At 64.1% G+C, this 21,303-nt stretch carries 17 protein-coding genes; 15 read left to right on the top strand and 2 right to left on the bottom strand.

What is annotated here, in order from left to right; all coding sequences use genetic code 11:
• Window positions 1–47 precede the first annotated feature (47 nt).
• The 15 genes from ACS5Q0_RS04320 (at window position 48) to ACS5Q0_RS04250 (ending at window position 18,701) form a co-directional block, all read left to right on the top strand.
• A complete protein-coding gene (locus tag ACS5Q0_RS04320; protein WP_473125367.1) occupies window positions 48–377 on the top strand; it encodes a SemiSWEET family sugar transporter in 330 nt (109 codons plus the stop codon).
• A 25-nt stretch (window positions 378–402) separates the two neighbouring features.
• The gene (locus tag ACS5Q0_RS04315) at window positions 403–1,590 is read left to right on the top strand and encodes a DNA topoisomerase IB (protein WP_473125366.1); all 1,188 of its coding nucleotides are present in this window, start codon (window positions 403–405) and stop codon (window positions 1,588–1,590) included.
• A gap of 66 nt (window positions 1,591–1,656) precedes the next feature.
• Window positions 1,657–1,992, top strand: coding sequence for a hypothetical protein (locus tag ACS5Q0_RS04310; RefSeq protein ID WP_473125365.1), 336 nt, complete (start codon window positions 1,657–1,659; stop codon window positions 1,990–1,992).
• Between the two features lie 81 nt (window positions 1,993–2,073).
• Entirely contained in the window at window positions 2,074–2,952 is an 879-nt protein-coding gene (locus ACS5Q0_RS04305) for an MBL fold metallo-hydrolase (protein ID WP_473125364.1), read from the top strand.
• Window positions 2,953–3,103: 151 nt separating this feature from the next.
• Window positions 3,104–4,540 carry a cytochrome ubiquinol oxidase subunit I gene (locus tag ACS5Q0_RS04300; protein ID WP_473125363.1) on the top strand — a complete coding sequence of 479 codons (1,437 nt, stop codon included), beginning with the start codon at window positions 3,104–3,106 and terminating at the stop codon, window positions 4,538–4,540.
• Window positions 4,541–4,551: 11 nt separating this feature from the next.
• On the top strand, window positions 4,552–5,601 hold the full coding sequence (cydB, locus tag ACS5Q0_RS04295; RefSeq protein ID WP_473125362.1) for a cytochrome d ubiquinol oxidase subunit II: 1,050 nt from the start codon (window positions 4,552–4,554) through the stop codon (window positions 5,599–5,601).
• The gene (locus tag ACS5Q0_RS04290) at window positions 5,601–5,732 is read left to right on the top strand and encodes a hypothetical protein (RefSeq protein WP_473125361.1); all 132 of its coding nucleotides are present in this window, start codon (window positions 5,601–5,603) and stop codon (window positions 5,730–5,732) included. The genes cydB and ACS5Q0_RS04290 overlap by 1 nt, the downstream gene beginning before the upstream one ends.
• Before the next feature lie 537 nt (window positions 5,733–6,269).
• Window positions 6,270–8,045 (top strand): type I secretion system permease/ATPase, encoded by a 1,776-nt coding sequence (locus ACS5Q0_RS04285; RefSeq protein WP_473125360.1) that lies wholly within the window; start codon window positions 6,270–6,272, stop codon window positions 8,043–8,045.
• On the top strand, window positions 8,046–9,368 hold the full coding sequence (locus ACS5Q0_RS04280; protein ID WP_473125359.1) for an HlyD family type I secretion periplasmic adaptor subunit: 1,323 nt from the start codon (window positions 8,046–8,048) through the stop codon (window positions 9,366–9,368).
• Window positions 9,369–9,796: 428 nt separating this feature from the next.
• The gene (locus ACS5Q0_RS04275; protein WP_473125358.1) at window positions 9,797–12,031 is read left to right on the top strand and encodes an alpha,alpha-trehalose-phosphate synthase (UDP-forming); all 2,235 of its coding nucleotides are present in this window, start codon (window positions 9,797–9,799) and stop codon (window positions 12,029–12,031) included.
• Complete coding sequence (gene otsB, locus ACS5Q0_RS04270; protein ID WP_473125357.1) at window positions 12,024–12,794, top strand: trehalose-phosphatase; 771 nt, start codon at window positions 12,024–12,026, stop codon at window positions 12,792–12,794. The genes ACS5Q0_RS04275 and otsB overlap by 8 nt, the downstream gene beginning before the upstream one ends.
• A 4-nt stretch (window positions 12,795–12,798) precedes the next feature.
• Window positions 12,799–14,610 carry a glycoside hydrolase family 15 protein gene (locus tag ACS5Q0_RS04265; protein WP_473125356.1) on the top strand — a complete coding sequence of 604 codons (1,812 nt, stop codon included), beginning with the start codon at window positions 12,799–12,801 and terminating at the stop codon, window positions 14,608–14,610.
• Window positions 14,611–14,711: 101 nt separating this feature from the next.
• Window positions 14,712–15,647 (top strand): glucokinase, encoded by a 936-nt coding sequence (locus ACS5Q0_RS04260; RefSeq protein WP_473125355.1) that lies wholly within the window; start codon window positions 14,712–14,714, stop codon window positions 15,645–15,647.
• A 68-nt stretch (window positions 15,648–15,715) separates the two neighbouring features.
• Window positions 15,716–16,831, top strand: a complete 1,116-nt coding sequence (locus ACS5Q0_RS04255) for a succinylglutamate desuccinylase/aspartoacylase family protein (RefSeq protein WP_473125354.1) — start codon at window positions 15,716–15,718, stop codon at window positions 16,829–16,831.
• A 286-nt stretch (window positions 16,832–17,117) separates the two neighbouring features.
• On the top strand, window positions 17,118–18,701 hold the full coding sequence (locus ACS5Q0_RS04250) for a peptide chain release factor 3 (protein ID WP_473125353.1): 1,584 nt from the start codon (window positions 17,118–17,120) through the stop codon (window positions 18,699–18,701).
• Window positions 18,702–18,728: 27 nt separating this feature from the next.
• Here ACS5Q0_RS04250 and ACS5Q0_RS04245 read toward each other — a convergent pair whose 3' ends face one another.
• Complete coding sequence (locus tag ACS5Q0_RS04245; protein ID WP_473125352.1) at window positions 18,729–20,201, bottom strand: PAS domain-containing protein; 1,473 nt, start codon at window positions 20,199–20,201, stop codon at window positions 18,729–18,731.
• Between the two features lie 148 nt (window positions 20,202–20,349).
• Window positions 20,350–21,252, bottom strand: a complete 903-nt coding sequence (locus ACS5Q0_RS04240; RefSeq protein ID WP_473125351.1) for a sugar kinase — start codon at window positions 21,250–21,252, stop codon at window positions 20,350–20,352.
• Window positions 21,253–21,303: the final 51 nt, after the last annotated feature.

Raw genomic sequence — 21,303 nt, 5'->3', positions numbered from 1 at the left:
CCACTCTTTTCTCCCGCCCGTTCCATTCCGCCTGAAAGGAGGCGTGAATGAGCGAGTGGTTGCCGACGATACTGGCGACGGTTGCCGGAATTCTGTCCACGGCGAGCTTCGTTCCGCAGGTGCTCAAAGCGTGGCGGGAGCGCGATACGGCCGCGATCTCGAAGCGCATGTATCTGGTCACGGTGACCGCCTTCATCCTGTGGTCGGCTTATGGATTTCTGATTGGCGCCATGCCGCTCATCGTCTTCAACCTGCTGAGCTTAGGCTTGAGCGGCACCATCCTGTTCCTGAAGATCCGCAACGATCGTCAGGAGGCGCGGACGGGCAAGTCTGCCGCAGCCGTGCGGAAGGAACCCGGCATGGCGCGGTCCAGTTGATCCTCTGCTTCAAAGAAGGCGAGACATGCTGCTGGACCCGCAATCCTCCCCCGATTCCATCGTCGATCCTCGCGACGCCGCCGAAACGGCAGGGCTCGTCTATGTCTCCGACGAGGAGCCGGGGATCCGGCGCAAGAGATCCGGGAAGGGCTTCACCTATCTGCGCTCCGATGGGAAGAAGGTGGAGGATCACGCCACCCTCGACCGCATCAAGTCGCTGGCGATTCCGCCGGCTTATACGGATGTGTGGATCTGCTCCAAGGCCAATGGCCATATCCAGGCGACGGGCCGGGATGCGAAGGGGCGCAAGCAATATCGCTATCACCCCGCTTTCCGCGAGGCGCGGGAGAGCACGAAATACGAGCACATGCTTGAATTCGCGCGCGGCCTGCCCGCCATCCGCAGGATCATCGACGAGCACATGAGCCGGCGCGGCCTGTCCCGCGAGAAGGTGCTGGCGACGGTGGTGCATCTTCTTGAGAACACGCTGATCCGTGTCGGCAACGAGGATTACGCGAAGCAGAACAAGAGCTATGGCCTCACGACGCTGCGCGATCCGCATGTGAAGGTGGACGGCAGCGAGCTGCGGTTCCAATTCAAAGGCAAGAGCGGCAAGACCTGGAAGCTGCAGGTCAAGGATCGCCGCGTCGCCAAGATCGTGAAGGCCTGCCAGGACCTGCCGGGGCAGGATCTCTTCCAATATCTCGACGACGAGGGCGAGCGCCAGTCGATCACGTCCTCCGACGTGAACGCCTATCTCAAGGAGATCACGGGGCGCGACATCACCGCCAAGGATTTCCGCACCTGGGCGGGGACGGTTCTTGCCGCCCTCGCCCTGTCCGAGTTCGAGCAGTTCGACAGCGAGGCCAGCGCGAAGAAGAACATCCGCGCCGCCATCGAGCAGGTCTCGGCGCGCCTCGGCAATACGCCGACCATCTGCCGCAAGTGCTATGTGCACCCGGAAGTGTTCTCCTGCTATCTCGAGGGCGGGTTGCTCCTCGAGATCAAGCAGGAGATCGAGTCCGAGCTGCGCGAGGATCTGCCTTCGCTCAGGCCCGAAGAGGCGGCGGTGCTGAGCCTGCTGCAGGAGCGCCTGTCCCGGGAGGTCGAGCGGCAGGCGGACAAGCCGGCAAAGAGCGGCCGCTCCGCTGCGCGAGGCCGAAAGCAGGCCAAGAGCCGATCGGACAAGAGCCGTCCGGAGATGCGGGCGTGACATCGACATCTTGACCCGGACGCTCTCCCATGCTCCGTCGTCCCGGCACAGGAGCCGATGGGTGAGATGGGCCGCTCGATCATAACGCTGACGTCTCTCGCGATCATGCTGGCCGGATGGGTGGGCGCTTCGCCCTCGGCCGCGCAGGAGCCGAGCTGGGTCGAGGTAAAGTGCGCCCGCTACAAGAAGGCTTGGGGCGAGGCTCTCGAACGGACGAAGGCGAAGGGCCTGGGACGGGAATTCCTCGACCGGCATGAGGCCTTTCTGGCATCCGGATGCACGGCCAAGGCCGATGTCTGCCCCCGCTCCGACGAGGAGCTGGCGATCGCGAACATGATGGTCGTCGCCGCCATGAATGCGGGAACGGCGAGCACCTTCCCGCCTTTTGCCTGCGCCAAGTAGCAGGCGCGAGCCGCTCCCTCTCGAACATTTCGCTTCACTCTGGCGTTAGGCCTTCGCTTCATCCCATCAGCGAGGCTTCCCATGCGCATTCATCACCTCAATTGCGGCTGCATGTGCCCGGTCGGCGGACGTCTCTGGGATGGGGTGAGCCGCGGGATGACCGGGCAGCTGGTGTGCCATTGCCAGCTGGTCGAAACGGACGGGCACGGGCTGGTGCTTGTCGATACCGGATTCGGGTCCCAGGACGTGGACGACCCTTACGGGCGGATGAGCCCGCTGTTCGTGAACATGAACCGGATTCAGCTCGAGCATCGCTACACGGCGTTGGAGCAGGTGAGGAGCTTGGGCTTCTCGCCAAGGGACGTGCGCCACATCGTGCTGACCCATCTCGATTTCGATCATGCGGGCGGGCTGGAGGATTTCCCCGAGGCGAAGGTTCACGTGCTGCGCGCAGAGATGGAGGAGGCCGAGGTCCGCCAAGGCTTCATTCATCGGCGGCGCTACCGCCCCGAGCAATGGGACGAGGTGCGCGACTGGCGCTTCTACGATCCGTCGGGCGAGAACTGGTTCGGCTTCAACTCCGTGCGCGACCTCGACGGCCTGCCGCCCGAGATCCTGATGGTTCCTCTGCCCGGCCACACGATGGGGCATGCCGGAATTGCCATCGACACGCCGGAGGGCTGGCTTCTCAATGCGGGCGACGCCTATTTCCATCGTCACGAGATGGATGAGGAGCCGTCCTGCACGCCGGGTCTTCTCGCCTACCAGACGCTCATGGAGGAAAACCGGCCCCTGCGCCTGCGCAATCAGGAACGGTTGCGGGATCTGGCGAACGATTCTTCCAGCAACGTGCGGATCTTCTGCAGCCATGATCCGGTCGAGCTGGAGGCCCTGCAGCGCCTCAGCACGGGATGGCGACCGCTTGCGGCAGAATCTATTCCGCAGGCACGTTACTCTTAGGACCAGAGCCTCTGGTTTCGTGCTGCCCGTGCCCTAAAAGCAGGACAGGACGGCAGCGCATCGAACGATGCGCCGCCCGGGAGCGGGAGCATCGGACGGATCCTGAGACGTGGCTTCCACTTTCGGGGCGATGCTTGAGAGGGGAAGCGGTATGGAACTCGATGCCCTGATGCTGTCGCGCATCCAGTTTGCGTTCACGATCTCGTTCCACATCATCTTTCCGGCTTTCACCATCGGCCTTGCGAGCTGGCTCGCCGCGCTGGAATTCAATTGGCTGCGCACGAAGAACCCGCTCTACCGCAATCTCTTCCGCTTCTGGGTCAAGGTCTTCGCGGTCTCCTTCGGCCTCGGTGTCGTGTCGGGCATCGTGATGAGCTATCAGTTCGGCACCAACTGGTCGCGCTTCTCCGAGTTCACCGGCAACGTCCTCGGCCCCGTCATCGCCTACGAGGTCATCACGGCGTTCTTCCTGGAAGCGGCCTTCCTTGGCATCATGCTCTTCGGCTGGGAGAAGGTAGGTGACCGGCTGCATTTCTTCGCGACCTGCATGGTGGCTTTGGGAACCTTGATCTCGGCCTTCTGGATTCTCTCCGCCAATTCCTGGATGCAGACGCCGGCGGGCTATGCCATCGAGAACGGCAAGGCGGTGCCGGTCGACTGGTTCAAGGTCGTCTTCAATCCGTCCTTCCCCTTGCGCTACGCCCATATGGTGATGGGCTGCTACATCACGACGGCCTTCGCGGTCGCCGGCATGTCGGCGTGGATGCTCCTTCGCCACCCGCACGATGCGCCGGAAGCCAAGCTCGCGGCCTCGCGGCGTTCCATGTCAATGGCCCTGTGGTTCGCGGCAATCTTCGTGCCCGTCCAGATCGTGATCGGCGATCTTCATGGATTGGGGGTGCTGGAATATCAGCCGACGAAGCTCGCGGCCATCGAGGGCAATTGGGAGCGCATGTCCAACATGCCGCTGCGCCTATTCGCCATTCCCGACGAGGAGGCCGAAACCAACCATTATGAAATCGGCATCCCGAAGCTCGGAAGCTGGGTCCTGACCCATGCCTATGACGGCGTCGTACCCGGCCTCAAGGAGGTGCCGCCGGAGAACCGGCCGCCGGTCTGGCCCGTGTTCTTCTCGTTTCGCATCATGGTGGGCTTAGGCTTCGCCATGCTCGGCATCGGGTTGTGGAGCCTGTATCTGCGCTGGAACGGAACGCTGTTCACCAACAGAACCTTTCTCGCCGCCACGATGCTCATGACGCCCTCGGGATTTGGCGCGGTGCTGTTCGGCTGGTTCACGGCGGAAATCGGCAGGCAGCCTTATGTGGTCTACGGTCTGATGCGCACCGCCGATGCGGTCTCGCCCGTCACCACGGGAGCGGTGACGGCGTCGCTCCTCATCTTCATCGTCGTCTACACCTTCATCTTCGGGTTCGGCTCCTACTATCTCGCTAAGCTGCTGCGGCGCGGGCCCGATCCCATCGAGGACATCCGCGGCGACGACCTGGGCAAGAAGCCGAAGCGGCCGTTCTCCGCGTCGGACGAGGGCATCGAGGGCAGGTCCGGCCACCGGGCCCAACCGGCGGAATAGGAGGCGGGAGCATGTTCGGCTTTGGCAACGAATACGACGGTCTCGCCTTCTGGCTGCCGCTGATCTGGGCCGGACTGATCGCGGTGGCCGTGGCGATGTACGTGATCGTCGACGGGTTCGATCTCGGTGTCGGCATCCTGTTCAAGGCGGCCCGCAGCGAGAACTGGCGCGACCGGATGATGTTCTCCGTGGCTCCGATCTGGGACGGCAACGAAACCTGGCTCATCCTCGGCGGAGGCGGTCTCTTCGCCGTGTTCCACGTTGCCTATGCGGTGCTCATGCCTGCGCTCTACGTGCCGATCATCCTCATGCTGATCGCTCTGATCTTTCGCGGCGTCGCCTTCGAGTTCCGCTTCAAGGCGGAGCGCTCGAAGTTTCTGTGGGACAACGCCTTCTTTTTCGGGTCGCTGCTCGCGACGTTCTTCCAGGGCATGGTGCTGGGCGCCTTCGTGCAGGGCTTTTCCAATGACGGGCGCCAGTTCACCGGCGGCACCTTCGATTTCCTCACGCCCTTCAGCGTCGTCACGGGTCTCAGCCTCATCTGCGGCTATGGCCTTCTCGGCGCGACATGGTGCGTGATGAAGACCACGGGCGAGCTCGAGATATGGGCACGGCGCATGGCGGTGCGTTTCCTGCTGGCGACGATCGTCGCCATGGCGGTCGTGTCGCTCTGGGTACCCTTCCTCGGCCGGCAGATCGAGACGCGCTGGTTCTCCTGGCCCAACATCGCCTTTCTCGCGCCGGTTCCGCTGATCACGGCCTATGTGGCCTATCGCCTGCTCCGCGACCTGGACGACGGGCGTCACTACCGGCCGTTCTTCCTCGCCATCGCTCTTTTCCTGCTCGGCTATCTCGGGCTCGGCATCAGCCTGTTCCCGTACAACGTGCCGCCGAACCTGACGATCTGGGACACCGCCAACACCGTCCATTCCCAGCTCTTCGCGCTCGTGGGCTTTGCGATCGTGCTGCCGATCACCTTCGCCTACACGGCTTATGCCTATTACGTGTTCCGCGGGAAGGTGGCCGAGGAAATCCAGAGCGGCGGCTACGGATACCATTGATGGCGGCCCAAACGCATCGCCCGCCCGGAGGACGCTCGAAGCGCCTCCTGTGGTTCGTGCTGATCTATGTCGTAAGCCTCGCGGCTTTCGCCGCCGCGGTCTATGGCTTGAAGCTCATCATTCCGCGGTAAGGGGCGGCAGGGGCGGACATGACCCCTGCCAAGCCGAGGCTCCGGTCGCCCGCCTGTCCCAACCGGAGCGGTCCTGGGCACCTGCGCCCGAATCGCCTGTTTCGGGTCATCAAAAGAAAAGGCGGGCTGTCGGGCGTGTTCATAATGCGACCTCATTTCTGGGTCACAGACCGCCCATTGTATTAACCAAAGCGTTACTTTTGAACGAGAGGGGGCGTTACCTTCCCCTCTGAATAGAGGGCAAGATGAGGCCCTCTGAAAATTTGACGACAGTTTTAGTTGACATTCGTGTATGAAATAGGGTTACAACTTAGATGGCGTAACGGAAGCGCCGACTTTGGGGGCATCTCGCTATCCTTAAGAGCACTGCGAGCGCCGGGAAATCCAACCCGGACCTGCTAGAATGTTCTTATGGTCCAAAGCCCGATATCGAAGTTGTCGCGAGACAGCGCCCTGGTCGATAGGATATAGCCTGTCGAAAAAGGCGTTGAACTGAACGGTGTGCCGCGCAGCCGGACCATCGATGGAAAGAAGATAATGAAGCAGACATCGAGAAATCGGGAAGAGAGCACGGAAGTCCAAGACGCTCTGAAATCGTGCTTACCTTCCTTTTCGAACGTAGCCATTTTCTCTGCGGTCGTGAACGTCCTGGCGCTGACCGGTTCGATTTACATGCTCCAAGTCTACGACCGCGTCTTGTCGAGCCGGAGCATTCCGACCCTCGTCGGGCTCTCGCTGATCACCCTGGCGGCTTATGCCCTCTCCGGTGGTCTCGACATGCTGCGCGGCAGGATGCTGGCCCGCATCGGCGCCCGCTTCGACGAGATCCTCGCGCCCCGCGTCTTCGATCTGGTCGCCACCATGCCCCTGAAGGGAGCCAAGGCGACCGAGAGCATGCAGCCGATCAGGGACGTGGATACGATCCGCGGCTTCCTGTCGGGCCTCGGCCCCACGGCTCTGTTCGACATGCCGTTCATGCCGATCTTCCTCATCGGCTGCTTCATGATCCATCCGTGGATCGGCGTCTTCTCCGTGATCGGCGGCGTGTGCATCATCATTCTGACGATCTATACCGACGCCAAGAGCAAGGAGCCGTCCTTCGAGGTGACGAAGAGCGGCGCCGAGCGGCACGCCATGGCGGAAACCAGCCGCCGCAACGCGGAGGCGATCCGCGCCCTCGGCATGCTCGGCCATCTCGGCAAGCGCTATGACGAGGTGCATGTCCGCCACGTCAATGACGGCCTCGTCGCCAGCGAATCCTCGGCGGGCATCAGCGCCTTCGCCAAGGTGTTCCGCATGGCCCTGCAATCCGGCATCCTGGGCCTCGGCGCCCTCCTGGTGATCGAGGGGCAGATGTCCGGCGGCCTGATGATCGCGGGGTCGATCCTGATGTCCCGCGCGCTCGCGCCCATCGAAATCGCCGTGGCGCACTGGAAGGGCTTCACCGCCTCCCGTCAGGCTTACCGTCGCCTCCAGCACATCATGAGCCTGGTTCCGGCGCAGGGCCAGCGCATGCCGCTGCCTGCCCCGAAGCAGGCCGTGTCCGTCGAGGAGGTCTACGTTTCGGCTCCAGGCGCTCAGTTCCCGATCGTGCAGGCGGCCTCCTTGAAGCTGCAGGGCGGCCAGGGCCTGGGCCTGATCGGGCCCAGCGCCTCCGGCAAGTCGACCCTCGCCCGCGCCCTCGTCGGCGTCTGGCCGACCATGCGTGGCGAGATCCGGCTCGACGGCGCCGCCCTCGACCAGTGGGAGCCCGACAACCTCGGGCGTCACATCGGGTATCTGCCGCAGGACGTGGAGCTGTTCGAGGGCTCGGTGGCGGAGAACATCTCGCGCTTCCAACCGAACGCGAAGCCCGAGGACGTCATCGCCGCCGCGAAGTCGGCCGGCGCTCATGAGCTGATCCTCAACCTTCCGGACGGCTACGATACGCGCATCGGCGAAAGCGGAGCCTCCCTGTCGGGCGGCCAGCGCCAGCGCGTCGCCCTGGCCCGGGCGCTCTACGGCGATCCCTTCCTAGTGGTCCTCGACGAGCCGAATGCCAGCCTCGACGGCGCAGGCGACGAGGCCCTGAATCAGGCGATCCTGTCGGTTCGGCAGCGTGGCGGCATCGTCATCGTCATCACCCATCGCCCGGCCGCTCTCGGGCAGGTCGATCAGGTCGCGATCATGGAAGAGGGTCGCATCAAGGCCATGGGTCCGCGGGACGAGGTTCTGCAGAGCGTGATGAAACGCAACACGGCTCCGGCGCAAACCCCCACGGTGCGGGTGCAGCCGGCGCAGGCGCAGGCGGGTAACCTGCGGGAGGTCGGTTAAATGATTGTCATGCAGAAACCCCAGAAGCCTTCGTTGCACGAGAAGGTTCTGCGTCAGTCGAGCGTCGCGGGTCTTTCGATGATCGCCCTGTTCGCCGGCACGATCGGGCTCTGGGCGGCAACCTCGACCCTGTCGGGCGCCGTCGTGGCCGGCGGCCAGTTCGTGGTCGACAGCAGCGTCAAGAAGATCCAGCATTCCACCGGCGGCATCGTCGGCGAGCTGAAGGTGAAGGACGGCGACCGCGTCAAGGCGGGCGATCTCCTGCTCCGCCTGGACGAGACCCTGACCCGCGCCAACCTTCTGGTGGTGTCCAAGCAGCTCGACGAGTTCATCGGGCGCCAGGCGCGCCTGGAGGCCGAGCGCGACGGCACAAATGAGGTCAAGACGCCGCAGGAATTCGCCAATCGTCTCAACGAACCCGCCATTCAGAAGATCGTGACCTCCGAGCGCACGCTCTTCGAGGCGAGGCGCGCCACCCGCGAGGCCCAGAAGGATCAGCTGAGGAAGCGCATGGCCCAGTCCCAGGACGAGATCACGGGCCTGAAGGCGCAGCAGGAGGCGAAGTCCCGCGAGGCCGAGCTGATCAAGCAAGAGCTCGTCGGCGTCCGCGACCTCTATCAGAAGAACCTGGTGCAGCTTCCGCGCCTGAACGCGCTCGAGCGCGACGCCGCCAGCATCGAGGGGCAGCGGGGCCAGCTCATCGCTTCCGTGGCCCAGGCCGAAAGCCGTATCGCCGAAACCTCGTTCCAGATCATCCAGATCGACGAGCAGATGCGTGCGGAGGCGATGCAGGAGCTGCGCGAGATCCAGAGCAAGATCGCCGAATACACGGAGCGGCGCGTGGCGGCTGAGGATCAGCTGAAGCGCGTCGACATCCGCGCGCCGAGCGACGGCTATGTCCACCAGCTCAATGTGCACACCATCGGCGGCGTCATCTCTCCGGCCGAGCCGGTCATGCTCATCGTTCCCACGAACGACAAGCTCGAGCTCGAGGCGAAGGTGCTTCCCAACGATATCGATCAGGTGAAGCTGGGGCAGAAGGCGACCGTGAAGGTGCATGCTTCGAATGCGCGCATGATGCCCGACCTGCACGGCAAGGTCAGCCGCATCTCGGCGGACGTGTCCCGCGACCAGCAATCGGGCGTGACCTTCTATACGATCCGTGTGGAGCTGCCGCAGGAGGAGATCTCGCGCCTCGAAGGTCTGCATCTCATTGCAGGCATGCAGGCCGAAGTCTTCGTCGAGGTCAACGAGCGCACGCCGCTCGAGTACTTCTTCAAGCCCATGAAGGACCAGATCGCCCGCGCTTTCCGCGAGCACTAGAGCATTTTTCGGCGAAGTGGATCCGGTTCGCCGTCAAAAAATGCGGCAAGGCAAAGGAGAGAGCTGATTCCACGCAAGGGGAAACAGCTCTAGCGCCGCGCGGGCTTCTGTCCCGCGGCGGGCGATGCGCCCCATAACAGTGGCACCAGGGTGATGACAAAAGGGAAACTCCCTTTGCATCCGGTGCGCCGAGCCTCCTCGTCGGGGCTGACCTTCAGACCGCACTCGGCCCATGAAGCCGGGTGCGGTTTTTTCATGCCCGGGTTGCCTGACCCGGTCTCAAACCTGGAAAGTTCGACACGGGAACCCATAAACAGGGACGGGCGGGCCACCAAGGCAACGCCTGGACGGGGCGAAACGTCGAAACCTTCGCGTAGTTGAGCCTTCAGTCCTTTGAAATGTCTTGGGTATCCTGAGGAAGCAGAGGTTTGAGGATTATTTTTCGCTTCGGCGGTATTGCGTTGCTCGTTGCGGCCATCGTCATCCTGGCCGTTCTCCCGTTCGCCACGTCCTTCGTCGAGCAATGGGCGCGGCGGGATGTGGAATTGCGGTCCCAGCTCGTCTTCAACTCGGCGCGCGACCAGGTTGCCGGTTTCCTGGCCCGCAACGACGAGGCAAGGCTTGCGGCCCTCTTCGAGCGTATCGCCTCCGACGAGCGGGTCCTCGCCATCGGCTATTGCGATGGGGAGAGGTTGCGTGCGCCGACACGGAACATGCCGCCCTCCTTCTCCTGCGAGCAGGCGGCCAGGGGCGATGCCGTGAGCTTTTCGACCATTCGCAGCGACGGCCGCAACGTCCTGGTCAGCTCGTTCCCGCTCTCCGCGGCGGGGCGCGAGGGGCACCTCGTGGTGCTGCATGACCTGAGCTACGCGGAGCTTCGCGGAGGGGAGGCCCGGAATTACCTGTTCCTCGCCCTCGTCGGCGTCGCCTTCGGGGCGGCCGCCCTCGCGGCTCTGATCGCGGCGTTCATCATGCGCCGATGGCTCGCCTCCATCCGGCAGGCTCTGGACAGTGCCCGCGCGGGCGCCGTGGGTCCGACGGAGCAGGAGGACATCATTCCCCTAGGCCAGGAAATCCGGGACGTGCTCCAGGAACTGGAGTCCTCGCGCCGGACCATCGATGCGGCGCATACGGACTGGAACCCCGAGACTCTCCGCGCCGCCCTGTCGAACGAATTGTCGGGATCCGAGGTGATCGTGGTCTCAAACCGCGAGCCTTACATTCACAATCGGACGGAGAATGGGGGCATCGCGCTGCAGATCCCGGCAAGCGGGCTCGTCTCCGCCCTGGAGCCGGTGGTGCGGGCCTGCGGCGGCACCTGGGTGGCGCACGGCAGCGGAACGGCGGATCGCGAAACGGTGGATGCGAACGACCGGGTGCCGGTGCCGCCCGCTCATCCGTCCTACACGCTGCGCCGGGTCTGGCTGACGGACGAGGAGCAGGACGGCTACTACTACGGGGCCGCCAACGAAGGCCTCTGGCCGCTCTGCCACATCGCCTTCGTGCGGCCGGTTTTCCGCGAACAGGACTGGCAATATTACCGCGCCGTCAACGAGAAGTTCGCCGATGCCATCGTGGCCGAGGCCAAGCGCGAGGATCCGATCATTCTGGTGCAGGATTATCACTTCGCGCTCCTGCCGCGCATGATCCGCAACCGTCTTCCGCAGGCGACCATCGTCACCTTCTGGCATATCCCCTGGCCGAACGCGGAAACCTTCGGCATCTGCCCGTGGCGCGAGGAGATCATCGACGGCCTGCTCGGCTCGTCGATCCTCGGATTCCATACACAGGCCCATTGCAACAACTTCATGGATGCGGTGGATTCTTACGTGGAGAGCCGCATCAACCGGGAGAACGACTCGGTGACGTTCGGCGGTGAGGAAACCCTGATCCGTCCTTATCCCATTTCCATCGAATGGCCCCCCACGGCGCTGGAAGGGCAGAAGCCTGTCGAGGAATGCCGCCGCGCCGTGCGCGAGCGGCTGGGACTTCCGTCGGACATGCACGTCGGCGTCGGCATCGAGCGGTTCGATTACACCAAGGGCATTCTCGACCGGATGCAGGCGATCGACGCAGTGCTCAACGAGCATTCCGAATGGCGTGGCCGTTTCACCTTCGTCCAGGTGGCGGCTCCCACCCGCAGCAAGCTCGCGAATTACCGGCAGCTGCAGGAGGAGGCCGAAGCGCTGGCGCGGGACATCAACGAGCGGCATGGCAGCGATGGATACGAGCCGATCAAGCTCCTCGTCCGGCATCACGAGCCCAATGAGGTGTTCGAGCTGTTCAGGGCCGCCGACCTCTGCATCGTGTCGAGTCTTCACGACGGCATGAATCTCGTAGCCAAGGAGTTCGTGGCGGCGCGTGACGACGAGGAGGGCGTCCTGATTCTCTCCGCCTTCGCCGGCGCTTCGCGCGAGCTGTCGGAAGCGCTGATCGTCAATCCTTACAACGCCCATGCCATGGGGGAAGCCATCAACCGCGCGCTCACCATGCCCCAGGCCGAGCAGCGCGAGCGGATGCGCCTGATGCGTGATCAGGTGAAGGAGCGCAACGTCTATCGCTGGGCCGGGCAGATGCTGCTCGCCGCATCCCGTCTGCGCAAACGGCAGAGAATCCGACGCCTGATCGCTGCAGGCAGAAACCGGGCCGTGACCCATGCATGACGTCCCTGTTCGGCCTTCCCGTCAGGAGGAGGCCTACGCACTCTTCCTCGATTTCGACGGAACGCTCGTGGACATCGTCGATCGTCCCGAGGCCGTTGTCGTGGATCCGGGCTTGCCCGGCATTCTCCTGCGCCTCCAGGAGAGGCTCGGCGGGGCGCTCGCCATCGTCAGCGGCCGGCCCGTGGCCTTTCTCGATCGGCATTTTCAGCCTCATCGCTTCGACATGGCAGGGCTGCATGGCCTCGAACAGCGCATCGCGGGCGAGCTTCATCTGTGCGATCCGGACGAGCACCCTCAGCTGCGCCGGATGGTCGGGCGCCTGACGGATGTGGTTGCCGGCAAGACCGGCGTTCTGATCGAGGACAAGGGCTGCTCCGTCGCCATCCACTGGCGCCTCGCGCCGCAGGAGAAGGAATTCGCCCTGGCGATGGCCCATGCCGCCGTCGAGGCTCTCGGGAGCGAATACCGCCTCCAGCACGGCAAGGCGGTCGCGGAAATTCTCCCATCGGCGGCCGGCAAGGGAAAGGTCATCGAGCACTTTCTCCACGAGGCGCCCTACAGGGGGCGTCGGCCCATCTTCGTCGGCGACGACTTGACCGACGAGAATGGGTTCAAGACAGTGAACGCCCGCGGTGGCCTGTCCATCCGCATCGGTGCCGGCGAAACCCTGGCCAAGGTTCGCCTGGGAACGCCTGCCGATCTGCGACATTGCCTGTCCGCATGGGCTGAGGATGGCTGCCTGCCCTTCAACGTGGATGATTGATCAGATGAGTTCGCTGGACCTCGCCGTCATCGGCAATTGCATGATCTCGGCCCTGGTGGATCGCCGGGCGCAGATCGTCTGGAGCTGCTTTCCCCGGTTCGATGGCGATCCGGTTTTCTCGGCGCTGCTCGATTGCCCGGAGGGACAGACGGATGCGGAGCAGAAGGGTGTCTTCGCCATCGACATGGTCGGCATGGTCAGCTGCGAGCAGAGCTATCTGCAGAACACCGCCGTTCTCGTCTCCCGCATGACGGATTCCTTCGGAAACATCCTCGAGATCACGGATTTCGCGCCGCGCTTCAAGCATTTCGACCGGACGTTCCGGCCGCCGCTGCTGATCCGCCGCGTGACGCCACTGAAGGGACGTCCCCGCATCCGCGTGAGGCTGCGGCCGCATTACGAGTGGGGCGGCTGCGCTCCGGACACGACCCGGGGCAGCAATCACCTGCGTTTCGTGGGGCCGCATTATTCCTTGCGGTTGACGACCGATGCGTCCGTCTCCTATGTGCACGAGGAGCGGCCCTTCGTAGTGGAGCGGCCGATCTCCTTCTTCTTCGGAGAGGACGAGCCGCTGCGCTCCGAGACCGATACGACCGCACGCGAGTTTCTGGACAGCACGATCGACTTCTGGCGCGACTGGGTGCGTTCGCTCTCCATTCCGTTCGACTGGCAGGAGGCGGTGATCCGCGCGGCGATCACGCTGAAACTCTGCAATTTCGAGGAGACGGGCGCCATCGTGGCCGCGCTCACCACCTCGGTGCCGGAAGCGCCGAACACGCAGCGCAACTGGGATTACCGCTATTGCTGGCTGCGCGACGCCTATTTCGTCATTCAGGCGCTGAACCGATTGGGCACCACGAAGACGATGGAGGAATACCTCACCTACATCACCAACATCGTCGACGACATGGAAGCCATTCCCGACCAGAAGGACATGCCGCCGCTGTTCAGCATCACGCGTTCTCCCGACCTCGAGGAGCGCGAGGCAACCGCCCTTGCGGGCTATCGCGGCATGGGGCCGGTGCGTGTGGGCAACGCCGCCTATACGCAGGTTCAGAACGATGCCTATGGCAGCATCGTGCTGGCCTCCGTGCACGCCTTTCTCGACAAGCGCCTGATCAGGGCAGTCGGCAACCGGGCCCTGTTTTCGCATCTCGAGAAGCTGGGGCAGCGCGCCATCGAGGTCTTCGATCAGCCCGATGCCGGGCCCTGGGAACTGCGCACCAAGGCGGCCGTGCATACCTTTCCGAGCGTGATGTGCTGGGCGGCCTGCGACCGGCTCGCCAAGATCGCCATCGCCATGGGGCGCGAGGACCGGGCCGCCTTCTGGCGCGAGAACGCGGATCGGATGCATCGCACGATCGATCACCAGGCTTTCAACCCGGAGAAGGGCACCTTCGTGTCATCCTTCGGGGGAGAGCATCTCGACGCGACGCTGCTGCTCCTCTCGGAACTCAATTTCGTCAAGCCGAGCGATCCGCGCTTCATCGCCACCGTGGATGCGGTGGGCAAGACCCTGCGGCGCGGGGACCTGCTCCTGCGTTATGATGTGGAAGACGATTTCGGGCGCATGCACACGGCTTTCATGATCTGCGGCTTCTGGTACGTGGATGCTCTGAACGCCATCGGACGCAAGGACGAGGCGAGGGAGTTGTTCGAGCACATCCTGAGCTTGCGCAATTCCTTCGGCCTCTTTTCCGAGGATGCCGACTTCACGACCGGCGAGTTGTGGGGCAACTTTCCCCAGACCTACTCAATGGTGGGTCTCATCAACTCCGCCGTGCGCCTGAGCCGGAGCTGGGAAGACGCGCTCTGAGGGTGACTGCTCCGCTTGGGGCAACAGGAGAATAGGCTCGCTCGATGTTCGCATTTCCCGTTCTGCTTGGAGATATCGGCGGCACGAACGCGCGATTTGCCGTGCTGCCCGCACCCGGCGAGCCCGTTCACTTCTTGCCCCGCACGTTGACCGCGCAGACGCCCGACCCTGTCGGCGCCATCCGGATCGCGCTGCAGGGTTACCAGGGGGAGGCGCCCCGGTCGGCCATGATCGCTGTGGCGACCCGGGTGGATGCCCCCGCTATTCGCCTCACCAATGCGCAATGGGTGATCGATGCCGAGGCGATCGGGAAGGCCCTGGGGCTCGAGCGCGTGACCCTCGTCAACGACTACACGCCCGTCGCGGCTTCCGTGGCGGTCTTGAGCGAGGAGAAGGGCGACCTCGCCCCGATCGGCAATGGCCATCCGGGGGCCGGTGCGCGGGTGGTTCTCGGGCCGGGCACGGGGCTCGGGGCGGGCGCGCTGGTTCCCGTGGAGGACCGCCTGGCCATCCTGGCGACCGAGGCGGGGCACATCGAGTTCGGACCGGCCACGGAGGAGGAGGCGGCGCTCTGGCCGCATCTGGAGCGGGTCGGCGGCCGGGTCTCGGCCGAGGTGGTGCTATCCGGTCCCGGCCTCTTCCGCATCGCGAAGGCGATCGCCGCCTACCGCTGCGTGGATTGTCCCTACAAGAAGCCCAACGATATCCTCTCCGCGGCCCGCGAGGGCGACGAGCTGGCGCAGGCTGCGCTCGATCTCTTCGCCCGCTGGCTCGGGCGCTTTGCGGGCGACATGGCGCTGACCTTCGAATCCTCCGGGGGCGTGTTCATCGCCGGGGGCATCGCGCCCCGCATGGTGGATATTCTCCAGAACGGCGGCTTCCGGGAGGCCTTCGACCACAAGGCGCCCCACGAGGCCTGGGCGCGCAAGGTGCCGGCTTTCGTGATCGTCAATCCGGAGCCGGCCTTGCAGGGGCTTGCCGCAATCGTTACCAATCCGGGACGCTTCGTGTTCAAGTCGCAAGGGTGGGCCGCCTGAAAAGTGCCCGTCGGCCTTGACCACGGTTCAACGAAACCTCGCTCAGGCTGACGCAGTCCTTCGCTCCCATGAAAACAGAACAGATCGCTCTTTCGCCGCTTGCTCCCGGTGCCGGCCTGTCGCTCACCGTCCACCGCTTCGGCGAGGCCGGCGCACGTCCGCGCGTTTATGTGCAGGCCTCCCTCCATGCCGATGAAATCCCGGGCATGATTGCGGCCCATCACCTGCGTGAGCGGCTGACGGCTCTGGAAGCGGAGGGCAGGATCAGGGGCGAGATCATTCTCGTTCCTTTCGCCAATCCCATCGGCCTCGCCCAGCGCGTTCTCGGCGATCATATCGGCCGCTTCAATCTCGCGGATGGTCTCAACTTCAACCGGGGCTATCCCTATCTCGTGCCCAAGGTGGCCGATCGGGTCGAGGGGCAGCTCTCGGCCGACCCGGAGGCGAATGTTCGCCTGATCCGCGAGGCGCTGCGCGCCGAGCTCGACGCCTGGGGGACGAGCAATCCCGCCGAGGTGATGAAGAAGGCGCTGCTCACGCTCGCCATCGAGGCCGATATCGTCCTCGACCTCCATTGCGATGCTGAGGCCGTGGAGCATCTCTATACCCACACCCGCTCGGCGGACGAATTCGCGCCGCTCTCCGCGCTGATCGGCGCTCAGGCCTATCTGCTCGCCGACGAGTCCGGCGACGACCCGTTCGATGAGGCCTGCAGCCGCCCCTGGGGGGAGCTGGCCAACCGTTTCCCGGATCGTCCGATCCCCTTCGGCTGCCATTCCACCACTCTCGAGTTCCGGGGCGAGCGGGACGTGAGCCATGAACTCGGCCGGCGCGATGCGGCTGCGCTCCTCGCCTACATGACATTGCGCGGGGTCATCGCAGGCGAAGCCCCTCAGGTTCCGGCCCCGCTTTGCCAGCCGACGCCGCTCGCGGCCTCCGAGCCGGTTTCGGCGCCCGCAACCGGCATCGTGGTGTTCCTTGCGCAGATCGGAGACCGGGTGGGGGCGGGGGACGTCGTCGCGGATATCGTGGATCCGCAGACGGGCGCCGTCACCCAGGCGAAATCCCCTTGCGAGGGGGTGGTCTTCGCCCGGATCGCACAGCGTTTCGTTACGGAAGGAACCCGTCTCGCCAAGGTGGCGGGCACCACGGCCAGGCGCACGGGCAAGCTGCTCAGCGCCTGACGCGCCATGCAAAAAGAAAGGCCGCCCTCAGAGGCGGCCTTTCCATTGTCGGTTCCGTGGCCCCAGAGGAGCCGGACGTCCATGTGCGTTACGCACCAATCTCGGCAGAGGCCAAGATCCAGATCGCGGCAACCGGGGACCGTAGGGTATGACAATGAGACACTGGATCACCTCCTTTCGTTGTTGACGGGAAACCCCCATATGGGGTGAGAAGAATGATACGAAAGGGTGGGGCGCCGCGGCGTTCTGTCCTCCAACCGGGTTTTTCCTGAAGTACCTGAGCGCCATGACCGATCTTCCGGCCCCTGTGGGCCGCCGCCGAACCTTTGCCATCATCTCGCACCCCGACGCGGGTAAGACCACGCTCACCGAAAAGCTCCTGCTGTTCGGGGGCGCGATCCAGCTCGCGGGCGAGGTGAAGGCCAAGAAGAACCGCGTCTCCACCCGATCCGACTGGATGGGGATCGAGAAGGAACGCGGCATCTCCGTCGTGACCTCGGTCATGACCTTCGAATACGGCGGCTGCGTCTTCAATCTGCTCGACACCCCGGGCCACGAGGACTTCTCGGAGGATACCTACCGCACCCTCACGGCGGTGGATTCGGCCATCATGGTGATCGACGCCGCGAAGGGCATCGAGGCGCGCACGCGCAAGCTCTTCGAAGTGTGCCGCATGCGCGATATCCCGATCGTGACCTTCATCAACAAGATGGACCGCGAGGCGCGCAGCCCCTTCGACCTGCTCGACGAGATCGAGAAGACGCTCGCCCTCGATACGGCGCCCGTCACCTGGCCCATCAGCCAGGGCAAGAGCTTCGCGGGCACGTTCGATCTGCGGCGCAACGTGGTGCGTCGCATCGACACGGACGAGGAGCCGATATCCGTTTCCGGCCCGGATGATCCGAAGGTCGTGAGCCTGCTGCCGCCTGAGGAGGCGGATGCCTGGCAGGAAGAGGTGATGCTGGCGCAGGAGGCCTGCAAGCCGTTCGACCTCGAAGCGTTCCGTGAGGGCCATCTCACGCCCGTGTTCTTCGGCAGCGCCTTGCGCAATTTCGGCGTGCGCGACCTCATTGATGCGCTCGCCGAATACGCTCCGCCCCCGCGTGGGCAGGAGGCCGACAAGCGCCTCGTGGAAGCGGGCGAGAGCCGCATGACCGGCTTCGTGTTCAAGATCCAGGCGAACATGGATCCGAACCATCGCGACCGCATCGCCTTCATGCGCATCTGCTCGGGAAAGCTCCAGCGCGGGATGAAGGCGAAGCTCGTGCGCACGGGCAAGCCCATGAGCCTCAACACACCGCAATTCTTCTTCGCGCAGGACCGCGCGATTGCGGACGAGGCCTGGGCGGGCGATGTGGTGGGCATTCCCAATCACGGCACCCTGCGCATCGGCGACACATTGACCGAGGGCGAAGACATCGTGTTCCGCGGGGTTCCGAGCTTCGCGCCGGAAATCCTGCGCCGCATCAAGCTGCAGGACGCCATGAAGGCCAAGAAGCTGCGCGAGGCGCTGCAGCAGATGGCGGAGGAGGGCGTCGTTCAACTCTTCGTTCCGCAGGACGGCTCCGGCGCCATCGTGGGCGTTGTCGGCGCGCTGCAGCTCGACGTGCTGAAAGAACGTCTTTCCGCCGAATACAGCCTGCCGATCGACTACGAGCCGACCCGCTTTTCGATCTGCCGCTGGATCACGGCGGACGATCCGCGGGAGCTCGACAAGTTCATCGAGAGCCACCTGTCGTCCATGGCGCGCGATCTCGATGAGGCGCCCGTGTTCATGGCGGCGAACGCCTTCAACCTGCAATACGAGATGGACCGCTACAAATCGATCCGCTTCTCGGATGTGAAGGATTATCAGAAGAAGGCGGCTTGATAGCCGCCTTTTCTTCATCTGCGCCGCTCATAGGGACAATCCCGTGAATGGAATCCGCAGCGCGACGCGCAATCCCTCGCTGAGCCAGTCGTAAGTGATTTCGCCCTCGAGTTGATTGATCACGCTCTTGCGCGCCAGGTTCGATCCGAAGCCCTCCGAGGCCGGCGGGCCCTCGATGAGCGGACCGTCCCTTTCCTGCCATACGAGCAATACTGCATCCCCATCGCGCCAGCAGGTGATTATGAGAGATCCATCGATCACGGAGAGCGCTCCGTATTTGGATGCATTCGTTGCAAGCTCGTGCAGAACGAGAGTCAGGCTGGTAGCCGATTGTGCGCCGACCGCGATCGGAGCGCACTCGATCAGGATTCGTCCGGGCGGGCCGAAATGTCGATGCGGCGCCAGGATCGTCTCCGCAATCGCGGCAACGGTGGTTTCGCCGTGGTGCGGACGGTCTTCGGCCAGCGCCGGGCGAATGAGCTCATGGGCCCGCGCCAAGGCCTGAAGGCGTCCGTGCAGGGCAGCCGCCATGTCGTCCGGCGAAGTGGCGGTTCGTGCGGTCAGGGTCACCATGGCGCTGGCCATGGCGAACAAGTTCTTCACCCTGTGATCGAGTTCCTTCGCCAGAAGGCGTCGGGCTTCGTCATGCGTGCGGCGTTCCGTGATGTCGAGAATGGTGCCGAGAAGCCGGGCGGCCTGCAGCCTGCCGTCCACGATCTCGTAGAGCATGCGTCCCCGGCTGCTGATCCAGCGGGTCTCCCCATCGGGGCGGACGATGCGGTATTCGGTTTGCAGCTTGCCTTGCGAATCCGGGTTCTTGAGGGCCTCGACCATGTCGACGACCCAATCGCGATCCTCCGGATGGATGGACGAAACCCAGAGTTCGTGTGTGAGCGGTTCATCCGCGGGGACGCCAAAGATGTCCCTTTGGCGATCCGACCAGTAGATCTTGCCAGTCTCGGCGATCCATTCCCATAGGCCCAGTTCGGTCGCCTCCACTGCGAGCGCAAGGCGCTTGCCGGTGATGACGCCCTCCTGTGCCTGTCGTGCCGCCTCCATCGTGACGGTGACGCGCGACGTCACGTCGATGCCCAACGACAAGACCCCGATGACCTGATCGTCCGCATCGCGCAAGGGGAGGAACGTGATGTCCCAGAAGGTCGTGTCCTGCGCGGCATCGGGGCCGCAGGGCACGCTCGTGATCTGGGTCGGCTGGCCGGTTTCAAGAACAAGCTGTCGAGGGCCCTGCGTCTGCTCCGTGTAGCGGTCGCCGAGGGCTTCACGGAGCGTTTTACCGACCAGATCGTCTCCCGAAACCGCGAGAGCTGATCGGAAGATCTTGTTGGCTAACGCATAGCGGTGTTCGGGGCCGAGCGTGATGCAGATTGCAAGAGGGACGTTCTCCAGAACACTGGACAGGAACTTGCGGCTGAGGCCTGTCGCTCCTGGCCCAAAGCGGATCTGGTCGAGGCTATGTGTCCAGATTCGGAATGAACTCAAGCTCGTATCCTATGAGACCCGCCAGTCGGGATATGCAAAGGACAGGAGTTTAGCCGGTCAAGGTTATTTTGTAACTTTATTTTGTTGGGTTCACGATGGGGTGGTTGAAGCCCGCCCCGCAAGTCGTCTTCACCGTTTCGAGCACCGCCTACGCGGCCAGTTTACGTTCGGAAAAGCTCGCCTGCGTTTCCGCGATATCGTCCAGGCTCGGCAGGCTCGCCTCGTTGCCGAGATGCTGAATGGCATGGGCGGACGCGGCCCGGGCGAAGACGAAATGCTCGCGCCAGGGCAGATCGGGGCGCGCCATGGCGGAATAGACGTACGAGCCGTGGAAGATGTCGCCCGCGCCGTTGGTGTCCACCACCGCCGATGCAGGGACGTTGAGGGCGGGCAGCACGCTCTCCGCGCCGCTCTCGTCGTACCAGAGCATCCCGCGCTCACCCATGGTCACGCCACCGATCCTGCAGCCGCGACCCTTCAGGTAGCCCAGCATCTCGCCAGGGCTGAGCTCCATCTGCTCGCAGAGACGTTCGGCCACGATGGCCACATCGATGAGCTCGAGAAGCTCATGGGTGTTGGAGCGCAGGCCGCCGCCGTCGAGAGAGGTGAGAATCCCTGCCTCCCGGCAGGCCTTCGCGTAGTGCATCGCCGCGTCGGCCTGGTGGCCGTCGAGATGAAGTGCGCGGCAGCCCTGCAGGTTGAGCGGCGGCACCGGATGAAGATAGTGGTCGTCGCGGCAGCGCACGATGGCGCGCTTGCCGCCGCGCGGCATGATGAAGGAAAGCGAGGATTCCTTCACTTTCCGGTGATGGACCGAAATGCCGTATTTCGCCGCCATGTCGATGAACATGCGGCCCAGCCAGTCGTCTGCGATCGAGGTCAGAAGGTCGGGAGCAATGCCGAGCTTCGCGCAGGCAAAGGCGGCCGTGACCGCATTGCCGCCGAAGGAAATGGCGTAATCGCGCGCAACGGTCTTGTCGTCACCCGTGGGGAGTTCGTCCGCCAGGAACGTCACGTCGATATAGGTCTGGCCTACGAAGAGAGCTTGCATGGCTTCAACAACAATCTCGATCCGAATGAAGACGGAAGTCTTGGACGACGA

Source organism: Microvirga sp. HS2 (genome assembly GCF_055792805.1).
The sequence above is the reverse complement of the archived record's forward strand: the minus strand, read 5'-3'. Positions and strand labels throughout refer to the sequence as shown.